We start from the raw sequence: 24,170 nt of genomic DNA on the forward strand, positions 1-24,170 counted from the left end.
TCTCATCTTGTCTGTAGCGTTCGACATTGCAAAAAAATTGGTCTACATTGATCAACACCAAGAAAAACTTGGATTTTTCATTCAATGTAGAAGTGACATGCTCAATAAAAAGCCTCGTATTCCTGCACCGGTAAATATTCCTGAACATTTAAGTTTTTTACAGGGGTTTCGAGATTATTTAATTGCTCAAACCGTCAGTCCGCATACGCGTAATGCTTATCTATCTGATTTAATTCAATGTAGTGAATGTCATGCGGTTTCAATGCCAGACTGGAATAGTGATGACATCTCCGATGTTTTATTGAATTTGACCAAACAGGGCAAAAGTCCGCGCTCGATTGCCCGCTCACTTTCTGCACTGCGATCCTTTTATAAATTTTTACGTGAACAAAAATTACGTAGCGATAATCCTGTTGCAACCCATAAAACGCCTAAGATTGGCCGGGCCTTGCCTAAAGATTTATCTGAAGCCGATGTTGAAGCCCTGATTAATGCACCAGATATCAATACGGCTCTGGGCTTACGCGACCGGGCGATGTTTGAAGTCCTGTATGCTTGCGGCTTGCGTGTCACTGAACTGTTAAATTTACGTTTAGAACTGATTAATCTGAAACAAGGCTATTTACGTATTGTCGGCAAAGGCAACAAGGAACGTCTGGTGCCTTTGGGACAGGTGGCTTGTGAATGGATTGAAAAATATCTGAATGAAGCACGTTGCCATTTATATAAAACCGCTACCGATTATGTGTTTTTAACCCAGCATGGCGGCATCATGAGCCGGCAAAATTTCTGGTATGCCATTAAACGTTATGCTTTGCAGGCCGGGATTCAGACCGAACTTTCACCGCATACCCTGCGTCATGCCTTTGCCACCCATTTGCTCAATCATGGTGCCGACTTGCGTGTGGTCCAGATGCTGCTCGGGCATAGTGATTTATCCACCACTCAGATTTATACCCACGTGGCTCAGGTTCGCATGCAGCAATTGCATGCCACTTATCACCCACGCGCTTAAGGGCAGCAAATTCAGACCAAGAAGTTTTATCGCGGGCATTTTTTTTTGTTATGCTTAGGCACCTGTTTTTATGCCTACAAGAAAGGGTTGTTTATGTTATTTACCCGTTCAAAAATTTTTCTCGCATGTACACTTGCTGCTGGCTTAGGATTAACGGCCTGCTCCAATTCGAATAATGATGAAAAAAAACAAAGTACTTTAACCGCTAGTGCACCTGCTACCGGCCAGGCCTCCAATCTTTCAGAACGCAATGCACAGCAACGTCTGGTAAACACGCTGCAGCAGCACTTCAAGAAAGCCAATATCAATGCCAAAATTTTAAATATCAAGGCAACCGAAGTTCCTAACCTGTATTGGGTTAACCTGGAAGGCATGTCATCAGTTTATGCCACCGCTGATGGCAAATACATTATTCAGGGTGACGTGCTGCGTCTAGGTGACAGTAAAATTCACAATGTCAGTGAAAACCTGCAATCCGAAGCCAATAAAAAGCTGCTGGCTAACTTAAAAGTCGAAGACTTGCTGGTTTATAAAGCCCAAGGCAAAACCAAGCATATCGTGTATGTGTTTACCGATGCCAGCTGTCCGTACTGCCATAAACTGCATGAGCATATGAGCGAAATTAATGCCAAGGGCATCGAAGTACGCTATATCGCTTGGCCACGTGGCGAACAGTTCATGCCAGCCATGGAAAGCGTGTGGTGTAGTAAAGACCGTCAGGCGGCTTTTAATCAGGCCATTGCCGGGACACCACTTGCTCCAGCGACCTGTAAAAATCCGGTTCGAGATCAATATCAGCTGGGGCTAAATATGGGCGTCAATGGCACTCCGGCCATTTATAACAGCGAGGGCATTTACCTGGGTGGATATCTCTCGCCTGAAGAATTGGTAGAGCGTTTAAATAACTAATTTTTATCAGTTCATCTACTAAATTTAATAGGTAGAGATAAAGTGATTTCTGCCCTAGAGTCTGGCCGTTTTTTTAGCTATGATCTAGATTCGCTTAAAGTTGAATACATATTTGGAGTGTGACGTGAAACCAGTTCGTCTGGCAATCCTCGGTCTTGGTACTGTGGGTGGTGGTGCCCTTAAACTACTAAAAGAAAATGCTGCTGAGATAAAACGTCGCACCGGTCGAGAAATCCAAATTACCCATGTGGGTACACGTCGCCCTCGTCCTGATCTGGATTTGCCTGCTTCGGTGAAACAAAGTGCTGATCTGCTCGATATTGTTCGTCAACCGGATGTCGATATCGTGGTAGAAGTCATGGGCGGCATTCACCCTGCTTATGAAGTCATCATGGAAGCGATGAAACACGGCAAGCACATTGTGACAGCTAACAAGGCCCTGCTGGCTGAACATGGCAATGAGCTGTTTAAAGCAGCCGAAGACCATGCCGTGCAAATTGCCTATGAAGCCGCCGTTGCTGGTGGTATTCCAATTATTAAAGTCATTCGTGAAGGTCTGGCTGCCAACAAGATTGAATGGCTAGCGGGCATCATCAACGGTACAGGCAACTTCATTTTAAGTGAAATGCGTGAAAAAGGGCGTGCTTTTGCAGACGTGCTGAAAGAAGCGCAAGAGCTGGGTTATGCCGAAGCAGATCCAACCTTTGACGTTGAAGGCATTGATGCTGCACATAAACTGACGATTCTGGCTTCATGTGCCTTTGGTATTCCGCTACAGTTCGACAAGGTATTTACTGAAGGCATCAGCAAAGTGACTGCCCAAGACGTGAAATATGCCGAAGACCTAGGCTTCCGTATCAAGCACCTGGGAATTGCCCGTCGTGCTGCATCTGGTATTGAATTACGTGTTCATCCTACTTTAATTCCAGATGATCAACTGATTGCCAATGTTAATGGCGTGAAAAATGCAGTCTTGGTTCAAGCCAATGCGGTTGGTCCAACACTGTATTATGGTGCTGGCGCAGGTGCTGGCCCTACTGCTTCTGCGGTAGTCGCAGACATCGTGGATATTGTCCGTGATATTATTTACACAGAAGATGGTGCCGGAACCATTCCACAGCTGGCTTTTGAAGCTTTAACAGATTTGCCAATTCTGCCGCGTGAAGAAATGACCACGGGCTATTACATCCGCATCAATGCCGAAGATCAAACCGGTGTTCTGGCAGATGTCACCACCATTTTAAGCCGTGCCGGTATTAGCATTGACGCGATCATGCAACAGCCGCGCTTAAAAGACCTTATTCCTATCGTGATTCTGACTGATCCAGTCAAGGAATCAAAAATGGATGAAGCCCTTCAGCAAATTCAAGCATTGCCCGTCATTCATGGCGAAATTGTACGAATTCGTTTAGAATCGCTTGATAATTAATCGGGTTGAGGGGAGTATTCCCCTTGCCAAGCTCTACACACAATTGGAACATCATCATGTCTAATGCCAATCGTTATACTGGTTTAGTTGACCGCTATCGCGACCGTTTACCAGTGTCTGCAACTACTCGCGCAATCTCTTTAGGCGAAGGGAATACGCCACTGATCAAGCTTGAGAACATTCCACGCATTATTGGCAAAAATGTTGAAATTTATGTGAAGTACGAGGGCTTAAACCCGACTGGTTCATTTAAAGACCGTGGTATGACCATGGCGGTTACTAAAGCAGTTGAAGAAGGCTCTAAAGCGATTATCTGTGCTTCTACCGGTAACACTTCTGCTGCTGCAGCCGCTTATGCTGCCCGTGCTGGCATCAAAGCATTCGTTTTAATCCCAGAAGGCAAAATTGCCATGGGCAAAATGGCACAAGCGATGATGTATGGTGCTGTCACCATGCAAATCCGTGGTAACTTCGACGACGGTATGCGTCTGGTCAAAGAAGTGGCTGACCAAGCACCTGTGACGATTGTAAACTCTATCAACCCTTACCGTTTGCAAGGTCAAAAAACCATTGCTTATGAAATCGTGGATGAGTTAGGTCGTGCGCCTGATTACCACTGCTTGCCTGTGGGGAATGCAGGTAACATCACGGCTCACTGGATGGGTTATACCGAAGCTGTTGCCAACCAGCCTAAAGAGCAGTTTGAACAAGTGGTTTATGATGCTGCAACTGATCAGTTCACTGGCCCTAAACCTGAAGGCTTGCCAACCATGGTCGGTTACCAAGCATCTGGTGCTGCGCCGTTCCTGCGTGGTGCACCAGTTGAAAACCCTGAAACTGTAGCTACAGCAATTCGTATTGGTAACCCGCAAAGCTGGCATCATGCCAAAGCGGTGGTACGTGATTCCAAAGGTTGGTTCGATGAACTGACTGATACTGAAATTTTAGAAGCGCAACGCTTACTTTCTATGTATGAAGGTGTATTCGTAGAACCTGCTTCTGCAGCGTCTATCGGTGGTGCGATTCGTGATATTAAAGCAGGTAAAATTGCTGAAGGTTCTGTTATCGTATGTACAGTAACCGGTAATGGCCTGAAAGACCCTGACACTGCCATCAAACAATGTTCTGATGCCGTGATGTTGTCTATCGATGCCTCTATGGATCAAGTGAAAGACTCTATTCTTTCTAATATGTAATGCATATTTAGACCGAAGAAAAAAAACCCTGCGATCGCAGGGTTTTTTCATTTAGAAGCATTCAAATGTTGAGTAGATTTGAAGACTTCTCCAAATTCAGCCTTAAATACGCTTGGGTAACTGGCTAACCCAAGTCATTAAACGGGTGGCATCATTGGTACGTGCAGCAGAAGAATCTGCTCCAAGCAGTACAACCACAGCCGGACGGTTATTTAAAGTGGTATGCATGGCTACACAACGTCCTGCTTCATTGATATAACCGGTTTTGGAAATATTGATATTCCAGCCACCATTACGGACTAACGCATTGGTATTGTTCGATTTCAATACTCGGTAACCAAGGTTAAAGTCATAGCTTGGAGTGGTCGAGAACTGACGAATCAAACCATATTGCGATGCGGTATTGACCAAAATACCAAGGTCACGTGCTGAAGACACATTGCCCGGGTTCAAACCTGTTGACTCCAGATAATGGGTTGAATTCATTCCAAGTGCTTTGGCTTTTTTGTTCATCGCTGCGATGAAAGCCGAACGTCCCCCTGGATAAGTACGTGCCAATGCAGAAGCAGCCGGATTCTCAGACTTCATTAAAGCAAACAATAAAGCTTCAGCGCGATTCATGCTATCACCCGCACGGAGCGTTGAGCTTGAACTCTTACAGCCTGAACAAGAAAAGTCAGCCTGTTGTAAGGTAATTGTCTCAGACATGTTTAAACGCGCATCAGCAATGACCACAGCAGTCATCAGCTTGGTTAGAGAGGCAATTGGAAAGGCAGTATTACTATTTTTACTGTATAAAACCTCACCTGTCTGGCCATCCATCACCAAAGCAGCACGGGCATTCACCGAAGGCTGGTTGCCATAGTTGGAATTATTTAAAATCTGTACCGTTTTAGGTGCAGAATGAGGCGCCACTCCATTTGAATTACGTACAGAAGTGGTTATTTTTGTTGAACCTTGTGGAGAGACTTCTTCAGCCGAAGCATCACCGTTTAATAATTGACTCACATCTTCAGAGGACCAGTTTAACGTCGCTTGTCCCGCCCCTTTAGACGCATCCATCACCAGCTCAGCAAAACTGGTTGAACTTATGCCTAGCAGAATCGATATGCCTAGCACATGCATTAAAGATTTTTTCGAATTTTTCACGGTGATTTACTCAACTCAAGAAGGCAATATACATTTGTATATTCCCTCAAAAATGCTTACATTTAAACACAAATATGAACACTTTTTGTTACTCACAACATTGTGTATAACATTTAATGGAAAGATAAAGAATAGGATTGCTAATTTTGTCATTTCATTGCAAGCTTATTTTGCTTTATGTAACAAAAAAATGCATTTTTTTGAGATGAGGGAGAACTAGGTGATCACAGTTTTAGTGGTAGATGACCATGAATTGGTACGTACCGGAATTTGCCGTATGCTCGAAGACCATGCGGATGTTCAAGTGATTGGTCAGGCTGAATCTGGTGAAGAAGCGATTAACTTAGTCCGTCATCATCATCCGAATATCGTTTTGCTGGATGTCAACATGCCGGGCATTGGCGGGGTAGAAACCACCCGACGCCTATTGCAAACAGCCCCTGAAACCAAAGTACTGGCCGTCAGTGGTCTGGCGGAGGAACCCTATCCTTCCTTATTACTGAAAGCCGGGGCGAAAGGCTATATCACCAAAGGTGCACCGGTTTCCGAAATGGTACGTGCCATCAACAAGGTCATGCAAGGCGGAAAATATTTCAGTGCCGACATTGCCGAACAACTGGCCAGTTCTTACCTTTCCGACACCCAGCAATCTCCTTTCGATGCCTTGTCGGAACGCGAAATGCAGGTCGCAATGATGGTGGTCAATTGTATTAGTGCCCAGGAAATTGCCGATAAACTTTTTGTCAGTGTTAAAACGGTGAATACTTACCGTTACCGCATCTTCGAAAAGCTGAATCTAGATAGTGATGTCAAATTGACTCATCTGGCCATTCGCTATGGCCTGATTAAACCTTAAGGCCCTTTGGCTTGCTAGAAGACTTGCATGACGCAAAATACCCATAATTTAGAGTTTAACCAATATCATTTAGGTATTTGGTATAGCACCTATAGACTCATTATTGCGACCAGTCTTCTGCTGATTTTCTTACTCACGTATCAGCGCTTAAGTCTAGATTACCACTACCAACAGCTTTATCTTTACGTGCTAATCGGCTACGTATCGGCAAGTTTTATCCAGTTAATCATACTCAAAAGCATACGCTTTAAAACTGCCCAGCAACTCCCACTGTTATTTGTTGTCGATGTCATTGCTTTAAGCTTGCTCACCTTGGCCGTCGATGGTCCGAACCTGCAATTGAGTTTGCTGTTTGTGATTACTATCTTCGCGGCCTCGTTATTACTTGATGCCCAAAAGGCTTTGATCATTACCCTGATTGCCGTGATCAGTGTGATTTATCAGCTTTTTTTAGGCAGTATTTTTGATTTTTCTTCACTGAATAATATTGGCAACAGTGCGATATTGGCTTTTCTGTTTTTAGTGGTGTATGGCAGTGGGCAAATTGCAGTAAAACGCTTTCAACTGCTTGAAAATTTAAATTTTTCGCAGTCTTTGGAATTAAACCGGCTGCAAAACCTGAATCGCTATATTCTGGAACAGATCGAACTGGGGTATCTGGTTTTAGATGAAAATTGTCATATTGTGCTGAGCAACCCGGCTGCCTGCCTGCTTTTAGGCATTCCTCCACTCTATGCTTATGACAAATATCCCTTATACAAGGCTCAGCCGGATTTATTTGAATTGCTTAAATTTGATCAACTGCGAGATGGGGAAAAATTTCAGTTTGAGTCACAACTCAGTCATTATCATATGCATATTGAAGTGCAAAAGCTCATGGTGCCACAACAAACCCTGACATTATTGGTATTGCAGGATGCCACCAAGCTCAATCAACGTGTACAACAATTAAAACTCGCGGCACTTGGGCAACTGTCCGCCAGTATTGCCCATGAAATTCGCAATCCTCTAGCCGCCATTGTTCAGGCCAATGAACTTTTGAGTGATAGTGACCCGCAGCAACAGGCGGTATTGAGCCGAATGATTGCCAAGCAGACACAGCGTATTGACCGGATTGTACAAGACACGCTGAATATGGTGCGCAATAAAGAAACCCACCCCTCAACCATTCAGTTGAAACAGTTTATTCCCCTACTGATTCTGGAAGATTTGGCTGATATTGCGCCCCAAATTAAATATACTGTTCAAAGTAAAATTTTTGTTCATTTTGACGAGGCACAACTTCGTCAAGTGCTGATTAACCTGATTCGTAATGCCATTCGACATAATGCACCCGAGCATTCACATATCGAGTTGAATGTTTACTTACATGACAACAATGTGCGTATTGATGTTCGTGATTTTGGCGCGGGCGTTGCATCCAAGGATTTGGCTTATTTATTTCAACCTTTTTTTAGTACCGAAATCACAGGAACAGGTTTAGGATTGTACTTATCACATAGTTTTTGTGAAGCCAATCAGGCAAAACTGAACTATGTAAAACAAGAACAGGGAGCATGCTTTCGGATAGAATGCCTGCAAGTTGCTTTATAAATGAAAATTGCTGGGGTGTATTGTGGAACAACAACCACTTGTCTTATTGGTGGATGATGAGGAAGATTTGTGTACCCTCATGCAAATGTCGTTATCTCGTATTGGAATTAAAACCCATATTGCCTATCGTCTGGAACAGGCCAAAAAATTCTTGTCCGAATACCGCTATGATGCCTGTTTAACCGATTTAAATTTACCGGACGGCAATGGACTGCAACTGGTGGAATGGATTAACCAGCACTTTCCATCCGTACCCGTGGCGGTACTGACGGCATATGGCAATATGGAAATCGCCATCGCAGCACTCAAAGCCGGTGCCTTCGATTTTGTCAGCAAACCCGTAAATCAGAAGCATCTGGAACAGCTGCTGCAAAAAGCCTTTAACAAACCACAAGAACATTTGCAGATCAAGGAAGATAGCCTGGAGCAAAAACTGTTAATTGGACAGTCACTGCCAATTCAACAGTTACGGGTGACCTTAAATAAAATTGCCCGCTCTCAGGCACCTGTTTTTATTACCGGTGAATCCGGAACAGGAAAAGAAGTCATTGCCAATCTGGTGCATCGCCTTAGTAACCGTAATGAAGGTCCTTTTATTGCCATTAACTGCGGTGCCATTCCGACTGAATTGATGGAAAGTGAACTGTTCGGGCACAAAAAAGGCAGCTTTACCGGTGCCACTCAGGATAAACAGGGTCTGATTCAGTCTGCACACGGCGGCAGCCTGTTTCTGGATGAAATTGCTGAACTGCCTTTAAACATGCAGGTTAAACTGCTGCGTGCCGTACAGGAGAAACGCATTCGTCCAGTCGGTTCGGACTGTGAAATTGACGTCGATTTCCGCGTGATTAGTGCCAGCCATCAGGATCTGGAAGCTCTGGTTCAGCAAGGCCGCTTTAGACAGGACTTGTTTTTCCGTATCCATGTCATGGATCTGGTCTTGCCTCCACTGCGTGACCGCGGTGACGATATTATTTTATTGGCACATCACTTTATTCAGAAAATTAGTCAGGAATGGGATATTCCGCAAAAACAGCTGACTGATCGTGCGAAAAGCTTTTTACTGAGTCAGTATTATCCCGGCAATGTCCGCGAACTGCGCAATATTATTGAACGCGCCATTACCTTAAGCGATGATGAAAGAATTGATTTGCAACACCTGCAAAGCGCACCTTTACGCTACCCTACTGTAGCAGTGCCAGAGGTAACGGAAGACCAGCACAGCTTGCGCAGTGACATCGTGATATCTTCCAAGAAATTACCCGATGAAGGTTTGGAGCTTTATCTAGAAAATATTGAAAAAGATATTTTACTCAATGCACTGAATTTAACCCATTGGAACAGAACACTGGCTGCCAAGAAACTGGGCATGTCTTTCCGTTCCTTGCGTTATCGACTGAAGAAATTTGGTTTAGATACCGACGAGGACTAGACCATTTTTTAAGGATTAGGCCATTTTATTTATGAGTTAAAATGATCTCTGCAACATGTTCTAGATAGTTTTCTTCTTTCATTTCATGTTGCAGATAGGGTTGATTGGGTTGAATACCTACCCCTTCAATCATCTGCCCTTTAGGAGTGTAGTAATGCGATACCGTCATCTGTAAAGCTGCACCGTTAGAAAGTGGGAACAGTTTTTGTACCACCCCTTTTCCGTAACTCTTATCCCCGATCACCCAGGCACGGCCATGATCTTTCATCGCGGCAGTAAAGACTTCAGCGGCAGAAGCAGAACGGTTATTGATTAAAATACCCAACTTTAAATTCTGAAATTCGAAACTGGGCAAGGCCTGAAACTGCTGGTCGCCTTCAGAACGGCTTTTGGTCGAAACAATGATTCCTTGATTCAAAAACAGATCGGCCGATTCAACCGCAGCAGACAATAATCCGCCCGGGTTATTTCTTAAATCCAGCAATACTGCTTTCAAGCGTGAAGAAGAATGCTCTTCAATCAGGCGTTTGATTTCATTGGCTGTATCTTGCTGGAAAACTTTGACTTTAATCACCAGCACCTGATTATGCAGCAATGTTGCCTGAATATCGGTTTCTATTTTTTTATTACGGACTAAAATCAGCGGTTTACTATTCTGTGCCAGCTGCAAACTTAAGGTCGAACCAATCGAACCATTCAGTAAGCTATTCACTTGATCATGATTGAATTTTTTCAGTTCCTGATCATCAATCTTGAATACACTGACCCCATTGCGTAAACCTTGTTTGGCTGAGTCAGCATTTTCCTTTAGACCTTGAATGACCCACTGATGCAATTGCGGATCATAAACCAGTTCAAAATCGACAGAGGCAATATCGCCTTCAGTGTATTGTAATAACTGCTTATATTCTTCTGGACTTAAATAACGGGAATAACGATCTAGCCCGCTCACCAGACCTTTAATCGCTTGTTGAAATAAGGCTTCGTCATTTTTTTCATCGACGTAATTTTCTTTGACAATGCTATAAATCTGCACGAACTGCTGAATCGATTCCACCGGAACTTCAGCATAGTTCTGTTCAGCTTCATCATCAAAATCTAAAACAGGCTGTACCTTGCCTTTTACCGCAGCAAAAGCGGAATGGCTCACACACATGAATAACGTTGTTAAAATGACAACCTTTTTCCAGCGCTGTAAAGCCATCCATCCACCTGTTTATACAAAAATTTTTATGATTTTAAAGTAATCAAATTATGACCTTTCATTTCTGCAGGTACAGGAATTTGCATGAGGTTCAACAATGTCGGTGCGACATCTGCAAGTACACCACCTTCAGCAATGGTGGCAGAAGTTGGGCCGACATATATAAACGGAACCAGTTCAGTGGTATGTTGCGTATGTACCTGACCGCTTTGGTAGTCCTGCATTTGCTCTACATTACCATGATCGGCAGTAATCAGCATATGACCTTTTTGTGCCATCACCGCTTCATAGACACGACCGAGGCATGTATCTACTGCTTCCACTGCTTTCACAGCGGCATCAAATACACCAGTATGCCCAACCATATCACCATTGGCATAGTTCACTACCAATAAGTCATATTCACCTGAATTAATCGCAGCAACCAGTTCATCAGTCACTTCGAAAGCACTCATTTCCGGTTTCAGGTCATAAGTGGCAACACTTGGAGATGGAATCAGAATGCGTTTTTCACCCGGGTATTCATCTTCACGACCACCACTGAAGAAGAACGTTACGTGTGCATATTTTTCTGTTTCGGCAATACGCAGCTGTGTTTTACCCAGATTTGATAAATACTCGCCAATCGAGTTTTTCAGCGCTTCAGGCATATAGGCCACAGGTGCATCAATGGTCGCCTGGTAACGGGTCAACATCACAAATTTAGACAGGTTTGGAACCACTTTACGTTCAAAACCGGCAAAATCTTTTTCAACAAAAGCTTTGGTGATTTCACGCGCACGGTCGGCACGGAAGTTCATAAACACTACACTGTCGCCATCCTGAATTTTCGCCACATCACCAATACGGGTGGCTTTGACAAATTCATCGCTTTCTTCAGCTGCATAAGCCTGTTCCAGACCTTCAACAGCTGTTGCAGCGGTACGTACTGCTTCACCTTCAGTCAGCAGACGGTAGGCCTGTTCTACACGATCCCAACGATTGTCACGGTCCATAGCAAAGTAACGGCCAATCAGGGTTGCAATGCGACCTTGACCCGGATATTGGGCAAACAATGCATCGAGTTTTTCTAGAGATGGCTGTGCACTTTTAGGTGGTGTATCACGACCGTCCAGGAAAGCATGCAGATAAACTTTTGCACCACGTTTTAATGCCAGTTCAGCCATGGCTACAATATGGTCTTCATGTGAATGCACGCCACCTTGCGACAGCAAGCCCAAAATATGGACTGCACCATTTGCTGCTTTGGCTTTTTCAACTGCATCGACCAGCACTTCATGCTCAAAAAAAGCACCGCTACGAATATCTTTGGTAATACGAGTGAAATCCTGATACAGCACTCGACCTGCACCAAGGTTCATATGACCCACTTCAGAGTTGCCCATTTGACCATCAGGCAGGCCGACATCTTCACCTGAACCTGAAATCAAACCATGGGGATGCTGTTGTTGCATAGCCGTTAAGTTAGGTCGTTTTGCTGCCAGGAAAGCATTGTCTTCGACCGCTTCGCGATGACCCACACCATCCATGATTACCAATACGTGAGGGATTTTGCCAGCAGTTGCATCCGTCATAATGAACACTCTTTTGTTTACAATTTCATCGTCATATCTTACCGAATTTTCGGTCAAGACTCTATGTGCAGATCATGACTAAAGCTGATCATGCACATTCTTTTTATCACTGTCAGAGCAGTTTAACGTGCACGGCGCAGTAAATAACCACCGACCAGCAGCATCAGTACAATCGGCACAAACACAAACCAGGCCGGTGAAGGAGAATAGACCAAACTGGCATAGCCCAGAAAGTCCTGCAGATAGAAGAATCCCAAGCCAGTAAACAAGGCAATGACCAGACGGAAACCCATCGACTGTTGACGTAAGGGACCAAAAATAAAGGAACAGGCAATCAGCACCAAGGCAATCAGGGCAAATGGCGAACCGACTTTTTGCCAGAATGCCAGCTGGTAGGTTTTCGGCACCTGGCTATATTCACGCATATAGCTCATGAAACTCACCAGCTGACTTGGAGATAAATCTTCCGGGTCAATGGTGACCATATGCACATATTTCGGTTGTAGGGCTAAAGCCAGCGGTAGCTGTGCGCTCTGTAGCAGAGTAGAATTGCCTTGTGGCAGAATATCCATCTGGGTTGCCTGCTGCAGCTTCCAGTCACCATCTTTAATGAACTGGCCCTGTTCTGCATTCAGTACACCTTTCAGATAATAATTGTCATCAAAGTCGACCACCTGAACACGCTGAAGCTGGCCTTGTGCATTGGCATAATCAATGTAAATAAAACGCTGGCCTTCACGGGTCCAGTAGCCCCTCACCTCACCCAATGCACTGGCGCTACGGTGATCTTTGACACTTTTGGCCTGTTCATTGGTATACGGAATCACCCATTCACTTAAGACAAAGGATAACACCACCAGAATCAGCGCTGAACGAATCACCCAGCCCACAATACGCCACAGGCTGATGCCCACCGAGCGCATCACCACCAGCTCACTATTGGAAGCCAGAGTACCTAAACCCAGCACAGCCCCAATCAGGGCAGAGATCGGCAAAATCTCATAGAGATAACGCGGTGCACCCCATAATACATAGAGAAATGCCTGCCAGGCCCCATAGTTTTCGTTCAGCGAACCCAATTCACCCAAATAGGTGAACAGCACCTGTAAAACAGAGAGCACTGCGGTTGCACCCAGCATGGCAAGTGCCGTAGTTTTGGTCACATGTTTGGCGACTATTCGACGTGCTAACATTTTAAGACCTCACCTGCTGAATTCGTTTCTTGATTTTGGGTGCCAGTTTCTGTTTCCGGGAAAACAGTGCTGCGGCAACAGCATAGGCCAGCAACACCAAAGGATAGGCCCAGATGCCCATTTCATCTTTACTAATGCGCGTTTTGACCGCCATCAGAGCCACAATCAGACTGGCAAAAATCAGTAAGGCCGGGAACAGTTTTAAATAACGTCCCTGACGCGGACTTACTTCACACAGTGCAATCGCCAGCATTAAGGCAACCACAATGGAAAAGGGTACGAAGAGACGCCAGCCCAATTCACTCACAACGACAGGATCATTGCGGTTGTTCCAAAGTTTAGCAATTGGTAAGGCTTCCACTTCAGCACTTTCAAATTTTGCTTCTTGATCACTTTCTAAACGTAAACGATAAGATTGAAACTCTGCTTGTGTATATTTTGGTGTTCCCGGGAAAATTTCATAACGGCGCCCTTCTACCAAATCCACAATACTGGCCGTTTCATTAGCAACTTCTACACGAGTGGCTTCCTTCGCCAAAATCATGACATCAGGTTTGCCAGGTTTTTCAGCACGCTGATAGAAAAACACATCTTTTAAATTGTGACGATCTTCCGACAAATCTCCAGCATAAATGGTATAGGGACCAGAGGAAATGAATTCTTTGGGACGAACCAAATCAAAACCGGTTCTCACCGCCTGATTGGTGATCAGTTCTTCAAAGTGACGCAGTCCCCAAGGGGACATCCACACCATCAATACTGTTTGAACCGCAAGAAAAACCACAGTCAGTGGAATCAGTAAACGTCCCAGCTGGTTACGGCTGATGCCACTACCATTCATGACGGCCATCTCATGATCGACGTAGAGACGGCCAAAAACCAACATCAGACCAATGAAAAAGCCGAGCGGAAGAATTAATGTTAAAAATTCTGGCAGTCGATAACCAATAATGCTAAACAAAATACTGGTATCTAAACGACCTTGTGCCGCCACACCAAAAAACTTGATCAGCCGACCACCCATCATGATTAAGGTCAATAAAGCAATGACCACCAGAGAGGTAGACAGCACTTGCTTGACCAGATAACGCCGAATAATCAAATTAATTCTTCCCAAAAAAGAAACAAATAAAACTAGCGCTAGTTTACCCGAATGGTGAAAATATAAAACCTATACTGTTGTTGCGCGTTGAAACCCTATTCATAGAAATGTTTCAATGGTTTAATGATTTGCAATCTTTCCAAGGCATGAATACAGCACATGAAACTGACCATTAATACGTCATTCCAAGAGAATGCATCTAGCCCATGTTTATTGATATTAGTAGATTCCGAGCAGCTGCAACACGCCTCGACCACTTATCAAATCAATGATTTAAATAGTTTAGTCGAAGCAGCACAATTCAAGGCGAGTCTATGCGAATCTTTAACCCTGATCGGCAAAGTGGCTGCCTGTACCAATACCACGCTGATTGGCCTAGATAAAGCAGCTGAAATTCAGCCGACCAAATTAGCAAAAATCGCACAAAATATTATCAAAGAGTCACAAAAAAAATTCAAACAGATCAGTATTGATATTTCTGCCCTAGCCCCTGAACAGCATTATTTATTTGCACTGGCGCTGACTCAGGCCAGTTATGCATTTGATGAGTACAAATCGAAGAAAAATGAATTTGTGCTTGAAGAAATTCATCTGATTGCCGAAAACAGCACATTAAACCCGCAACAATTATCTCTGATTCATGCCGTGCAATCCGGTCAAAACCTGGCCCGTGATTTAGGCAATCGCCCAGGTAATATCTGTTTCCCAGAATATCTGGCTGAACAGGCTCAAGCTTTGGCAGCACAATATCCAGACTTGCTGAAAGTCACTGTGATTAATGAACAGCAAATGGCAGACTTGGGCATGAATGCCTTCCTGGCGGTGAGCAAAGGTTCAGACCGTCCGGGTCGTGTGATTACCCTCGAATATAAAGCCCATACTGAACAGGCCCCTGTGGTACTGGTTGGTAAAGGCGTCACCTTTGATACAGGCGGTATTTCACTCAAACCAGGTCTGGGCATGGATGAAATGAAATTTGACATGTGCGGCGCAGCATCCGTTCTCGGCACCATCCGTGCGCTATGTGAAGCAAAACTGCCAATTCATGTGGTCGGTGCCATTGCCGCTGCTGAAAACATGCCTTCAGGTCATGCCACTCGTCCAGGTGATATCGTAACCACCATGAGTGGACAAACGGTGGAAATTTTAAATACCGATGCGGAAGGCCGTTTGGTACTATGCGATACCCTGACGTATATCAAGCGTTTTAATCCTGCACTAGTGATTGATATTGCAACCTTGACCGGTGCCTGCGTGGTGGCCCTGGGTTCAGTGTTGTCAGGTTTATTTACCCCGGATGATGAATTGGCTGCTGAAATTACTGCTGCAGGCCAAGCTTCATTTGACCGGGTATGGCGCATGCCGGTGATTGAAGACTATCAGGAACAGCTGGATTCCCCATTTGCCGATATTGCCAATATTGGTGGACCGAAAGCAGGTTCTGTGACGGCTGCTTGTTTCTTGCAACGCTTCACACGTGAATACCGCTGGGCACATCTCGATGTTGCCGGTACAGCATGGAACTCAGGTACAGCCAAAAATGCAACCGGTCGTCCTGTGCCATTACTGGTTCAGTTTCTGGCCAATCGCGTGCAGTCGAATGGCTAAAGTCAGCTTTTACCTGTTTGAAAAAAGCAATGAACGGCAAGTACAAAGTACTTGCCGTTTGTGCCGCAAGATTCTGAAACAGCCGGCACAGATCTGGTTATATTGCGAAAATACCGACTTGCAGCAGCAGCTTGATGAACAGTTGTGGAGTTTTGATCCTGGCAGTTTTATTCCGCATGGCATTGATCAGGAACAGGCCAGCATTTGCATTTCATCCCGCCTGCCGCAAGAGTCTGACTGGATTGTGTTTAATTTTAACAATCAAGCCCTTGAACAGATTGATAAATTTAGTCACATTATAGAAATCATCGAAAATAATGAATCGGCAAAACAACTGGGTCGTGAAAAATTTAAACAATATCGACGCTTAGGTATTGAGCCGCGAACGTTCAAGCTTTAGCCGATCAATGGAAATTAAGGAGAGATGTGGTGGCATTAAATGTCGGTCAAGATTTTAAACAGCGCTGGTTAAATGTACCTGAGGCTGTTCGTCAGGCATTTATTGATGACTTATACCGCGTCTGCAATGTCCTCAAACCTGAAACTAATATTCAGAAGTGGCTGGAAAAAGATAAAGAAGCCCAGCAGCAATCTTATGAAAAGATTGAACATGCCTATGCCGAACGTAAGGCCCAGCTGATTGAAGAAGCGCGCTTGCGCAAGCAACGTGCTCTGGAACAGTCGCTGGAAAATAAGCGTGCCGAACAGGCGGCTTATGCACGGGCATTACAGCTAGACGAAGAAAGACAATTTGCCGAGCAGGTTCATACCTTGGCTTTTATACGTCAAAATATAGAGCACGAAATGCAAACCTATACTGCACGTTATCACAAGAACCCTGCGGGCCCGGCCTTGAATTTTGCCAAGGGCATGTTCTCGATTGCTGACCATGAAATATTATCGGAGCTGGAAAGCCTGCGTTTACGTCTGGAATTGGAAGCTGAAACGCTAATTGAGCAAGCGGTGACTGTATTTCGCGCCAAGTTACATCAGGCCAGTCAGGAAGAAATTGATTATATTTTAAAGAACTCTAATTTATCTTCGGAAAAACCTAGCGCTTGAGTTTCAGCATGGCGACTTCAGGTATTTTTTAATTTCGTTGCTATGATAAAAACAGTCCATTTTGGTGTAATGCCAGTCAGTTAAGAAATTGACTGGCATTTTCTTTTTTAAATTTATGACTATATTTGATATGTGGGAAAGTCATCCGCAACTGTTTGAAGCATGGGGTACATTGCACCAAAAGATTAAAAAATGATCGTTTCTGCGACAAATCTGCTAGTTGATAAGGGCTGATAAGTTTTGCGGATGACAAATAGCTTTGATCTTACGAAGCAATGCTTCTCAGGGCGAAACCAAATTAACAAATGATCTGCAAAAATTTGATTTAAAAAGGTAAGACTCCACCATGAATTACTAAAAAGTTAAAGAGTCTATTTCTAAACTCTTGAACTGTTCAGCATTACCATTTCGGTGGACTTTTTCTTGAGCCAATCATGTGAAATGCTGCTGGAATCTAAATCCAAAGCATCCGAAATTAAAACAGGTCCACTGCTAGACCCAGTATATTCCCGGCACCGTAGCCTATACTCAATAATACCGCAATCCAGATTAAACCACCGGCCACGTTATACAGCATAAAACTCAAGAGATTCATATGCCCCGCCCCTGCAGCAAAGGGCGCAAATGAACGTACAAATGGAACAAAGCGAGCCATCAGAATGGTTTTACCACCATGTTTGGTAAAATAATGGTTGGTTTTTACGATATAGGCCGGTTTTAAGTAGCGTGAATGTTCATGGAAAAACTTAAACCCCAAAATCTGCCCGGTATAATAATTGACAATATAACCCAGTACCGCAGCACTAAACAGCAACAGTCCCATGGTATTTAAATGGATCACATCTGTGGTTGAGCAGAGGGCACCAATCGCAATCAGCAGACTGTCTCCCGGCAAGAAGAACATAAATACGGAACCGGTTTCTGCAAAGATAATCAGAAATAAAATGGCATAGATCCACAGACCATACTGATCCAGCAAAGTAGGTAACCATTGTTCAATATGCATTAGAAAATCAAGCATTTTCCCCTACTCACTTTAACCACATTATTTTCATAACTTATTAAAAATAAAAACTAAAAACAAAAAAAACAGCCTGACTTTTCAATCAGACTGTTTTCTATTCTAAGATGTTTTACTTCAAGAAGCCATTTTCTGCTAAAAATGCCATGCTTAATTTGGATTGCTCTTTGACTTCAGCAGCTTTATCCCCCAGCATTAAACGCTCGATATAACGCGCTAAAACATCGACTTCCAGATTCACTTTGATGCCGGTTTTCCAGGTGCCAATATTGGTTCGTTCTGCCGTATGCGGAATCAGGTTCAGGCTGATAATATTGCCACGCAGGTGGTTAATGGTCAGACTAATGCCATCTACCGTGACCGAGCCTTTTTCTGCCAGATATTTGGCAATTTCCGCCGGAGCCGTGACCTCATAATAAATGGAACGGGCATCTTCACGTACCAGCGTGATTTCACCCACTGCATCGACATGACCACTGACAATATGTCCACCAAAACGGGTGGTTGGCAACATGGCTTTTTCCACATTGACCGGCTGACCGACTTTCCAAGTGCCTAAAGTAGTTCGATTCAGACTTTCACGTGAAACATCAGCGGCATACCAGTTTTCGCCCCATTCAATCACAGTCAGGCAGATCCCGTTGGTGGCAATCGAATCACCCAAATGCACATCAGACATGTCGAGGTCGGTGCCAATACGCAGACGCACATCACCACCCACATTTTGCAAGCTTTCTACTTTACCTAGACTTTCAATAATGCCTGTAAACATAACTTTTTCTCTAATGCTGTCGTTGTTTTACCACAATGCCAGTTGTGTACTTACACCAGTCGTATCTACACCGCCAAGTTCAGCAAAATGATACAGCTGACCCAAGAGTTGGCGTAATGGCGGCCCCGATTTGGCATGGGTATCGGTAATCACAATAAACTCTAACACACGTGCACGTTCTGACTGGCGCTGCTTGCTCACCCGGTAGCGCGGTACATCTTGGGTCAGCAAGGTGACGCGACCACGCTTCAAGTTAGCCTGCAGCAAATCGCCCGCTTCAATATTGCCATCGGTCGAATAGCTGGTCAGAATATAACGTGCATTAATGGTTGCCAATAATTTTTCATAGGCTTCTTTGGCATGCTTGGAAGAATTGTACTGGCTCGGACGTTCTTTACGCCATGCCCGGTCAATCCCGCTTTTAAAGCCTTTGGTGTCTGGACTCGGCAAATCTACCTGATCCCACAGCGTCAAGGCATTCAATACATGATAGTTACTGCTATAGGCATGCTGGTTATACGGCGGATCCAGATAAGCGATATCGACCTCAAAATGACTCATCTGATTGGCCAGATGCTGCGCATCAACACACCACATTTCCGCGGCCGGTTTTTTCGGATCGCCAATTTCACAGAAACGGCTTGGGGTCAGCCAGAGTAAGGATTCAATCCGTTCCAAAGCCGTTTGGGTTTTACCGCCCCAGCCATGGTGGAAGCTTTTAAATACCCCAGAAGTATTACTGACGAAACTGGCCGAATACAGCAAGGGAGCCAGTAATGCCGACATTTCTACATCATCAATCGCACCTTGTGCCTGCCAGGTGGCAATCTGCTGGCGGATGGCATCAATACGCATGCCATTACGGCGTTTGAAGAACAGACGGTCGCGGGTCGGATCATAAATTTCGTCATTGCGCGGACACAGGTTATGCGTCACCCAGCCTTTGACTTCCGGCAAACGGTTCAGATAATCAATCGCTTTTTGATAGCCGCCCAACTCTTTAAATGCTGGTGCTTCGACACAGGACAAAATCGCGCTATTTAACGCATGGCTGTAGGGTTCCCAGTCATTGGCAATGACCCGATAGCCATTTTGTCGCGCCAGACGCGAAACCACGCCGGAACCGGCGAAAAAGTCAGCAAAAATTGGCGCACGACCATTGTGATTATTTAAGGTTCCCGTACTCTCAAGCGCTTCCAAAATCAGATGCAGTAACCGGCGCTTATTGCCTAAATACGGAACAAGCTGGTTGAAAAGGTATTCATCTGTAGTACGTGCTGAATGACGACGTTTATGATAAACCGAAGACTCTGAATTCATACTGTCTCTTGAGAAGGGATTAACCTTAAGCGCACATCATTCCCGACTTGAACCAGGTCGATGAGCTTAAATCGAAGTTGCTCTGCCATACGGTCGAATTCCGCATTAAACATCGCACGAGCGGTTTGACCTAAAAAGGTCGGTGCAACATAGCTGATCATTTCATCCACCAGCTGTGCCTGTAAAAAGGCCGTGGATAATGTTGCCCCTGCTTCCACCAGCACATCATAAATTTGATATTGGGTAGATAAGGTCTGTAGCAGGTCTTTTAAAGGCTGTACTGGCAATTGTAACACGCCTAAATCGGCCAGTTCCTGACGAAACGGTCCCATCACCATGACTGTTTCAGGCTGCTGTAGTATTTTTGCAGTCAGAGGTAAACGCGCCTGACGGTCCAGTACCAGACGTTTGGGCTGAACAATCGTACTGATATCTGCGATGCCATCCAGCTGACGCACATTCAGCTGGCAGTCATCGGCAAGTACCGTTTCAATGCCAGTAATCACCACACCGGAAATGGCACGCCAGTGCTGTACATCCTGACGGGCCTCGCTTCCGGTAATCCATTTCGATTCACCCGATGCCATGGCAGTTCGACCATCCAGGCTAGAAGCGACTTTTAAACGCACATAAGGCATGCCAGTGGCCATGGTTTTTAAAAAACCCAGATTGAGTTTTTCTGCTTCTTGTTCGCAAATACCAACACTGACGTCAATACCGGCATCTTTTAAAATCTGCACGCCTTTACCCGCCACTAAGGGATTTGGGTCCGGACAGGCCACAATCACTTTTGCAATTCCAGCTTCGACCAGACCTTTGGCACACGGCGGTGTACGGCCATAATGCGCACACGGCTCCAAAGTGACATAAGCTGTTGCGCCTTTGGCTTGCTCACCGGCCTGACGCATGGCAAATACTTCTGCATGCGGTTGTCCGGCCTTCGGATGGAAGCCCTCACCGACCAATTGACCATTTTTGACGATGACACAGCCGACATTAGGATTGGGTTTAGTGGAATATTGTCCAAGTCGTGCCAATTCGATTGCACGTTGCATCCAGAGCTGATCTGGCTGAATAGAATCTTGTTTTAACTCGGACATTGCATGGCTCTTGGAAAATATAATCTTAGTGTTCGCGCTGCTGCATCTGTTCAATTTGACGACGGAAGGCTTCAACATCCTGAAAGTCTTGGTAGACTGAAGCAAAACGGACATAAGCAACATGATCCAGGGCAAATAAAGCCTGCATCACAATTTCGCCAATGGTGCGGGACTTTACATCGCGTTCACCTAAACGGCGAATCTGTAATTGGATATCGCTGAGTACGGTTTCAATCTGTTCCTGTGTCACCGGCCTTTTTTGCAAAGCATGCATCAGGGAACGACGCATTTTTGCTTCGTCAAACGGTTCACTCTTACCATCAGATTTAATCACCCGGGGCATCACCACTTCATAGGTTTCAAAGGTGGTAAAACGTTCTCCACAGCTGATACATTCACGACGTCTGCGAATCTGGCAGCCTTCGGCAGCCAAACGCGAATCGATCACTTTACTATCTGCAGCGTTGCAAAATGGACAGTGCATAGCGGTTTAATTGAACAAATCAAATCGGATTCAGAGTGTAGCAAAAATTCTGCCCTTTGTAGAGACTTACGCAAGATATGGAAAAAAAACAGCCCTGACGGGCTGTTTTACACAATATATTGATTATTGGTTTTTATATTATTCTACACGTTCGCCATGTTGACTCAGGTCAAGACCCATACGTTCGTCATCACTCGCAACACGGATACCGATGACCAGATCAATCACTTTCAGAATGATAAAGGTCAATACTGCAGAGTAAGCGATGGTTGCCAGTACACCTTCAAGTTGCACCCATAATTGATGCATCATGTCTGTCGGCACTTTATCACCCATAATAAATTCACTGGCAAATACCGCAGTCAGAATTGCACCGACAATACCACCCACACCATGCAGACCAAAAGCATCCAAAGAGTCATCCGCTTTCAGTGCACGTTTAAGTGCAGTAATACCCCAGAAGCACACCACACCACCGATCAAGCCCATAGCTAACGCACCGCCTACAGTCACGAAACCTGCTGCCGGTGTAATGACCACCAGGCCTGCAACTGCACCAGATGCACCACCCAATACCGAAGCTTTACCACGAATCACTTTTTCAGTAATTAACCACGAGATTGCAGCAGCGGCAGCAGCAACTTGTGTAGCAATAAGTGCATAACTGGCTGAACCGTTGGCACCGAGTGCAGAACCACCATTGAAACCGAACCAGCCTACCCATACCAGGCTTGCGCCCACCACGGTTAAAGTCAGGTTATGGGGAGCCATTGATTCACGGCCCAAGCCCATACGTTTACCGAGCATGTATGCAGCAACCAGACCTGCAACACCCGAGTTGATATGAACTACAGTGCCGCCAGCAAAGTCTAATGCGCCATCATTGGCTAACCAGCCGCCACCCCATACCCAGTGAGTAATTGGCGCGTACACAATCACACTCCAAAGTGTAATGAATGCAACGAAAGCTCCAAATTTCATACGTTCTGCAATCGAACCGGTAATAATAGCTACAGTAATGATGGCAAAAGTCATTTGGAAAATCACAAACAGAACTTCCGGAATCGTTCCAGTTAAGGCATCTGTGGTAATGCCGGATAGCATGATTTTATCCAGGTTACCAATGAAAGCATTGCCACTGCCAAAGGCCAGGCTATAACCAATCACCACCCAGGTAATACTCACAATGGCTGCCGCAACAAAGCTATGTGCCATGGTACCAAGTACGTTTTTCTTACGAACCATACCGCCGTAAAATAATGCAAGTCCGGGAATGGTCATCAATAGAACCAGTGCTGTAGACACTAAAATCCATGAGGTGTCACCTGTATCTAATTTTGGTTCTTCTTTGACAGGTGCTGCTGTTTGTTCAGCTGGAGCAGGTGCCGCAGCTAATTCAGAATTTGTTGTTAAAGACGAGGCAGCTGTTTCAGTCGCTGCGACATTTTCAGAAGGAGTGGATGCTGCTGTTAGTGCTTCTTCAGCCCATGCAACAGAACCACCTAAAAGTGCGCCAGATAAACTCAGCGCAATAAGCATTTTTTTCATTCGTATCCCCCAACCTAGTTTTGTGAGTTATTAGCTACTCAGCAAACTTCATGCCAAATTAAACAGCATCTGCACCTGTTTCACCGGTACGGATACGGATGACTTGTTCTAAATTAGTAACGAAAATTTTACCGTCACCAATTTTTCCTGTGCTTGCTACACGGGTAATCGATTCAATGACTGAATCAACCATTTCATCGCTAATCGCGATTTCAATTTTTACTTTAGGCAAAAAATCAACAACATATTCTGCACCACGGTAAAGTTCAGTATGACCTTTTTGACGACCAAAGCCTTTGACTTCAGTTACGGTGATCCCTTGAACACCAATGTCAGAGAGTGCTTCACGCACATCATCCAATTTAAAGGGTTTTACAATTGCAGTTACGAGCTTCATGTTTGTTTTCCTTCGGCTTCTTTCACCAGTAAGGTTTTATGTTCAAATTCCGTGCCAAAAATTCTAAGGTTGGGGGAAATAGAAACTTTGACACGAGTTTTCTTTATAACCTATTTTATCCTTTTACATGTAGTCTGAATTCCAGAAACTAGACATTTTTACTATAAAATTAACGATTCTAAACATCGAATAAAGCTATATCCGGT

The 24,170-nt window shown here is 44.7% G+C and carries 22 protein-coding genes; 10 read left to right on the top strand and 12 right to left on the bottom strand.

From position 1 onward, the window contains the following. Positions 1-97 precede the first annotated feature (97 nt). From xerD to thrC, 4 genes are all read left to right on the top strand, one after another. The gene (gene xerD, locus GTU69_RS07955; protein ID WP_166169587.1) at positions 98-1,015 is read left to right on the top strand and encodes a site-specific tyrosine recombinase XerD; all 918 of its coding nucleotides are present in this window, start codon (positions 98-100) and stop codon (positions 1,013-1,015) included. Positions 1,016-1,108: 93 nt separating this feature from the next. Continuing rightward, positions 1,109-1,924 (top strand): DsbC family protein, encoded by an 816-nt coding sequence (locus GTU69_RS07960; protein ID WP_166169589.1) that lies wholly within the window; start codon positions 1,109-1,111, stop codon positions 1,922-1,924. Positions 1,925-2,048: 124 nt separating this feature from the next. Continuing rightward, entirely contained in the window at positions 2,049-3,353 is a 1,305-nt protein-coding gene (locus GTU69_RS07965) for a homoserine dehydrogenase (protein ID WP_166169591.1), read from the top strand. A 56-nt stretch (positions 3,354-3,409) separates the two neighbouring features. Then, positions 3,410-4,549: a threonine synthase gene (gene thrC, locus GTU69_RS07970; protein WP_086195181.1), complete on the top strand. Its 1,140-nt coding sequence runs from the start codon at positions 3,410-3,412 to the stop codon at positions 4,547-4,549. A 102-nt stretch (positions 4,550-4,651) separates the two neighbouring features. On the opposite strand, the gene GTU69_RS07975 is transcribed toward thrC, so the two are convergent. After that, positions 4,652-5,698: a serine hydrolase gene (locus GTU69_RS07975; protein WP_166169593.1), complete on the bottom strand. Its 1,047-nt coding sequence runs from the start codon at positions 5,696-5,698 to the stop codon at positions 4,652-4,654. 220 nt (positions 5,699-5,918) lie between these two features. Here GTU69_RS07975 and GTU69_RS07980 point away from each other — a divergent pair, with 220 nt between their 5' ends. Genes GTU69_RS07980 through GTU69_RS07990 form a run of 3 tightly spaced genes read left to right on the top strand, consistent with a single transcriptional unit; the run spans position 5,919 to position 9,579 of the window. Then, positions 5,919-6,554 (top strand): response regulator, encoded by a 636-nt coding sequence (locus GTU69_RS07980; protein WP_166169595.1) that lies wholly within the window; start codon positions 5,919-5,921, stop codon positions 6,552-6,554. Between the two features lie 27 nt (positions 6,555-6,581). Next, positions 6,582-8,147 carry an ATP-binding protein gene (locus tag GTU69_RS07985; RefSeq protein ID WP_166169597.1) on the top strand — a complete coding sequence of 522 codons (1,566 nt, stop codon included), beginning with the start codon at positions 6,582-6,584 and terminating at the stop codon, positions 8,145-8,147. Positions 8,148-8,166: 19 nt separating this feature from the next. After that, positions 8,167-9,579, top strand: a complete 1,413-nt coding sequence (locus GTU69_RS07990; protein WP_166169663.1) for a sigma-54 dependent transcriptional regulator — start codon at positions 8,167-8,169, stop codon at positions 9,577-9,579. Positions 9,580-9,604: 25 nt separating this feature from the next. On the opposite strand, the gene GTU69_RS07995 is transcribed toward GTU69_RS07990, so the two are convergent. From GTU69_RS07995 to lptF, 4 genes are all read right to left on the bottom strand, one after another. Beyond that, positions 9,605-10,783 carry a S41 family peptidase gene (locus tag GTU69_RS07995; RefSeq protein ID WP_166169599.1) on the bottom strand — a complete coding sequence of 393 codons (1,179 nt, stop codon included), beginning with the start codon at positions 10,781-10,783 and terminating at the stop codon, positions 9,605-9,607. A 26-nt stretch (positions 10,784-10,809) separates the two neighbouring features. After that, positions 10,810-12,357, bottom strand: a complete 1,548-nt coding sequence (gene gpmI, locus GTU69_RS08000) for a 2,3-bisphosphoglycerate-independent phosphoglycerate mutase (RefSeq protein WP_166169601.1) — start codon at positions 12,355-12,357, stop codon at positions 10,810-10,812. 122 nt (positions 12,358-12,479) lie between these two features. Beyond that, positions 12,480-13,550, bottom strand: coding sequence for an LPS export ABC transporter permease LptG (gene lptG, locus GTU69_RS08005; RefSeq protein ID WP_166169603.1), 1,071 nt, complete (start codon positions 13,548-13,550; stop codon positions 12,480-12,482). Between the two features lies 1 nt (position 13,551). Further along, entirely contained in the window at positions 13,552-14,652 is a 1,101-nt protein-coding gene (lptF, locus tag GTU69_RS08010; protein ID WP_166169605.1) for an LPS export ABC transporter permease LptF, read from the bottom strand. A gap of 159 nt (positions 14,653-14,811) precedes the next feature. Here lptF and GTU69_RS08015 point away from each other — a divergent pair, with 159 nt between their 5' ends. From GTU69_RS08015 to GTU69_RS08025, 3 genes are read left to right on the top strand one after another with little or no spacing between them, the layout of a single operon-like run. Continuing rightward, positions 14,812-16,260, top strand: coding sequence for a leucyl aminopeptidase (locus GTU69_RS08015; protein ID WP_166169607.1), 1,449 nt, complete (start codon positions 14,812-14,814; stop codon positions 16,258-16,260). Further along, complete coding sequence (locus GTU69_RS08020; protein WP_086195170.1) at positions 16,253-16,660, top strand: DNA polymerase III subunit chi; 408 nt, start codon at positions 16,253-16,255, stop codon at positions 16,658-16,660. Before GTU69_RS08015 ends, GTU69_RS08020 begins: the two co-directional genes overlap by 8 nt. A gap of 26 nt (positions 16,661-16,686) precedes the next feature. Further along, positions 16,687-17,322: a hypothetical protein gene (locus tag GTU69_RS08025; RefSeq protein WP_346764473.1), complete on the top strand. Its 636-nt coding sequence runs from the start codon at positions 16,687-16,689 to the stop codon at positions 17,320-17,322. Positions 17,323-17,797: 475 nt separating this feature from the next. Here the strand turns inward: GTU69_RS08025 and GTU69_RS08030 are convergent, their stop codons facing one another. The 7 genes from GTU69_RS08030 to glnK form a co-directional block, all read right to left on the bottom strand. Beyond that, positions 17,798-18,343: a VTT domain-containing protein gene (locus GTU69_RS08030; protein WP_086195168.1), complete on the bottom strand. Its 546-nt coding sequence runs from the start codon at positions 18,341-18,343 to the stop codon at positions 17,798-17,800. 112 nt (positions 18,344-18,455) lie between these two features. Beyond that, entirely contained in the window at positions 18,456-19,115 is a 660-nt protein-coding gene (locus GTU69_RS08035) for a riboflavin synthase (RefSeq protein WP_166169611.1), read from the bottom strand. Positions 19,116-19,142: 27 nt separating this feature from the next. Beyond that, positions 19,143-20,435 carry a DNA adenine methylase gene (locus GTU69_RS08040; protein ID WP_166169613.1) on the bottom strand — a complete coding sequence of 431 codons (1,293 nt, stop codon included), beginning with the start codon at positions 20,433-20,435 and terminating at the stop codon, positions 19,143-19,145. Then, positions 20,432-21,535 carry a bifunctional diaminohydroxyphosphoribosylaminopyrimidine deaminase/5-amino-6-(5-phosphoribosylamino)uracil reductase RibD gene (gene ribD, locus GTU69_RS08045; protein WP_166169615.1) on the bottom strand — a complete coding sequence of 368 codons (1,104 nt, stop codon included), beginning with the start codon at positions 21,533-21,535 and terminating at the stop codon, positions 20,432-20,434. Before ribD ends, GTU69_RS08040 begins: the two co-directional genes overlap by 4 nt. 25 nt (positions 21,536-21,560) lie before the next feature. Further along, positions 21,561-22,019 (bottom strand): transcriptional regulator NrdR, encoded by a 459-nt coding sequence (gene nrdR, locus GTU69_RS08050; protein ID WP_086174158.1) that lies wholly within the window; start codon positions 22,017-22,019, stop codon positions 21,561-21,563. Positions 22,020-22,157: 138 nt separating this feature from the next. Beyond that, positions 22,158-23,567 (bottom strand): ammonium transporter, encoded by a 1,410-nt coding sequence (locus GTU69_RS08055; RefSeq protein WP_166169617.1) that lies wholly within the window; start codon positions 23,565-23,567, stop codon positions 22,158-22,160. Between the two features lie 58 nt (positions 23,568-23,625). Beyond that, positions 23,626-23,964, bottom strand: a complete 339-nt coding sequence (gene glnK / locus GTU69_RS08060) for a P-II family nitrogen regulator (protein WP_086174160.1) — start codon at positions 23,962-23,964, stop codon at positions 23,626-23,628. Positions 23,965-24,170 lie beyond the last annotated feature (206 nt).

Origin of the sequence: Acinetobacter sp. SA01 (assembly GCF_011319235.1) — a bacterium.
Classification (GTDB): domain Bacteria; phylum Pseudomonadota; class Gammaproteobacteria; order Pseudomonadales; family Moraxellaceae; genus Acinetobacter.

Coding starts and splice junctions, on each gene's coding strand:
- GTU69_RS08015 (WP_166169607.1), top strand. CDS start 14,812: ATGAAACTGACCATTAATACGTCATTCCAAGAGAATGCATCTAGCCCA.
- lptG (WP_166169603.1), bottom strand. CDS start 13,550: ATGTTAGCACGTCGAATAGTCGCCAAACATGTGACCAAAACTACGGCA.
- GTU69_RS08035 (WP_166169611.1), bottom strand. CDS start 19,115: ATGTTTACAGGCATTATTGAAAGTCTAGGTAAAGTAGAAAGCTTGCAA.
- glnK (WP_086174160.1), bottom strand. CDS start 23,964: ATGAAGCTCGTAACTGCAATTGTAAAACCCTTTAAATTGGATGATGTG.
- GTU69_RS08020 (WP_086195170.1), top strand. CDS start 16,253: ATGGCTAAAGTCAGCTTTTACCTGTTTGAAAAAAGCAATGAACGGCAA.
- gpmI (WP_166169601.1), bottom strand. CDS start 12,357: ATGACGGATGCAACTGCTGGCAAAATCCCTCACGTATTGGTAATCATG.
- ribD (WP_166169615.1), bottom strand. CDS start 21,535: ATGTCCGAGTTAAAACAAGATTCTATTCAGCCAGATCAGCTCTGGATG.
- nrdR (WP_086174158.1), bottom strand. CDS start 22,019: ATGCACTGTCCATTTTGCAACGCTGCAGATAGTAAAGTGATCGATTCG.
- thrC (WP_086195181.1), top strand. CDS start 3,410: ATGTCTAATGCCAATCGTTATACTGGTTTAGTTGACCGCTATCGCGAC.
- GTU69_RS07985 (WP_166169597.1), top strand. CDS start 6,582: ATGACGCAAAATACCCATAATTTAGAGTTTAACCAATATCATTTAGGT.
- xerD (WP_166169587.1), top strand. CDS start 98: ATGCTCAATAAAAAGCCTCGTATTCCTGCACCGGTAAATATTCCTGAA.
- GTU69_RS07995 (WP_166169599.1), bottom strand. CDS start 10,783: ATGGCTTTACAGCGCTGGAAAAAGGTTGTCATTTTAACAACGTTATTC.
- GTU69_RS08040 (WP_166169613.1), bottom strand. CDS start 20,435: ATGAATTCAGAGTCTTCGGTTTATCATAAACGTCGTCATTCAGCACGT.
- GTU69_RS07960 (WP_166169589.1), top strand. CDS start 1,109: ATGTTATTTACCCGTTCAAAAATTTTTCTCGCATGTACACTTGCTGCT.
- GTU69_RS08055 (WP_166169617.1), bottom strand. CDS start 23,567: ATGAAAAAAATGCTTATTGCGCTGAGTTTATCTGGCGCACTTTTAGGT.
- GTU69_RS08030 (WP_086195168.1), bottom strand. CDS start 18,343: ATGCTTGATTTTCTAATGCATATTGAACAATGGTTACCTACTTTGCTG.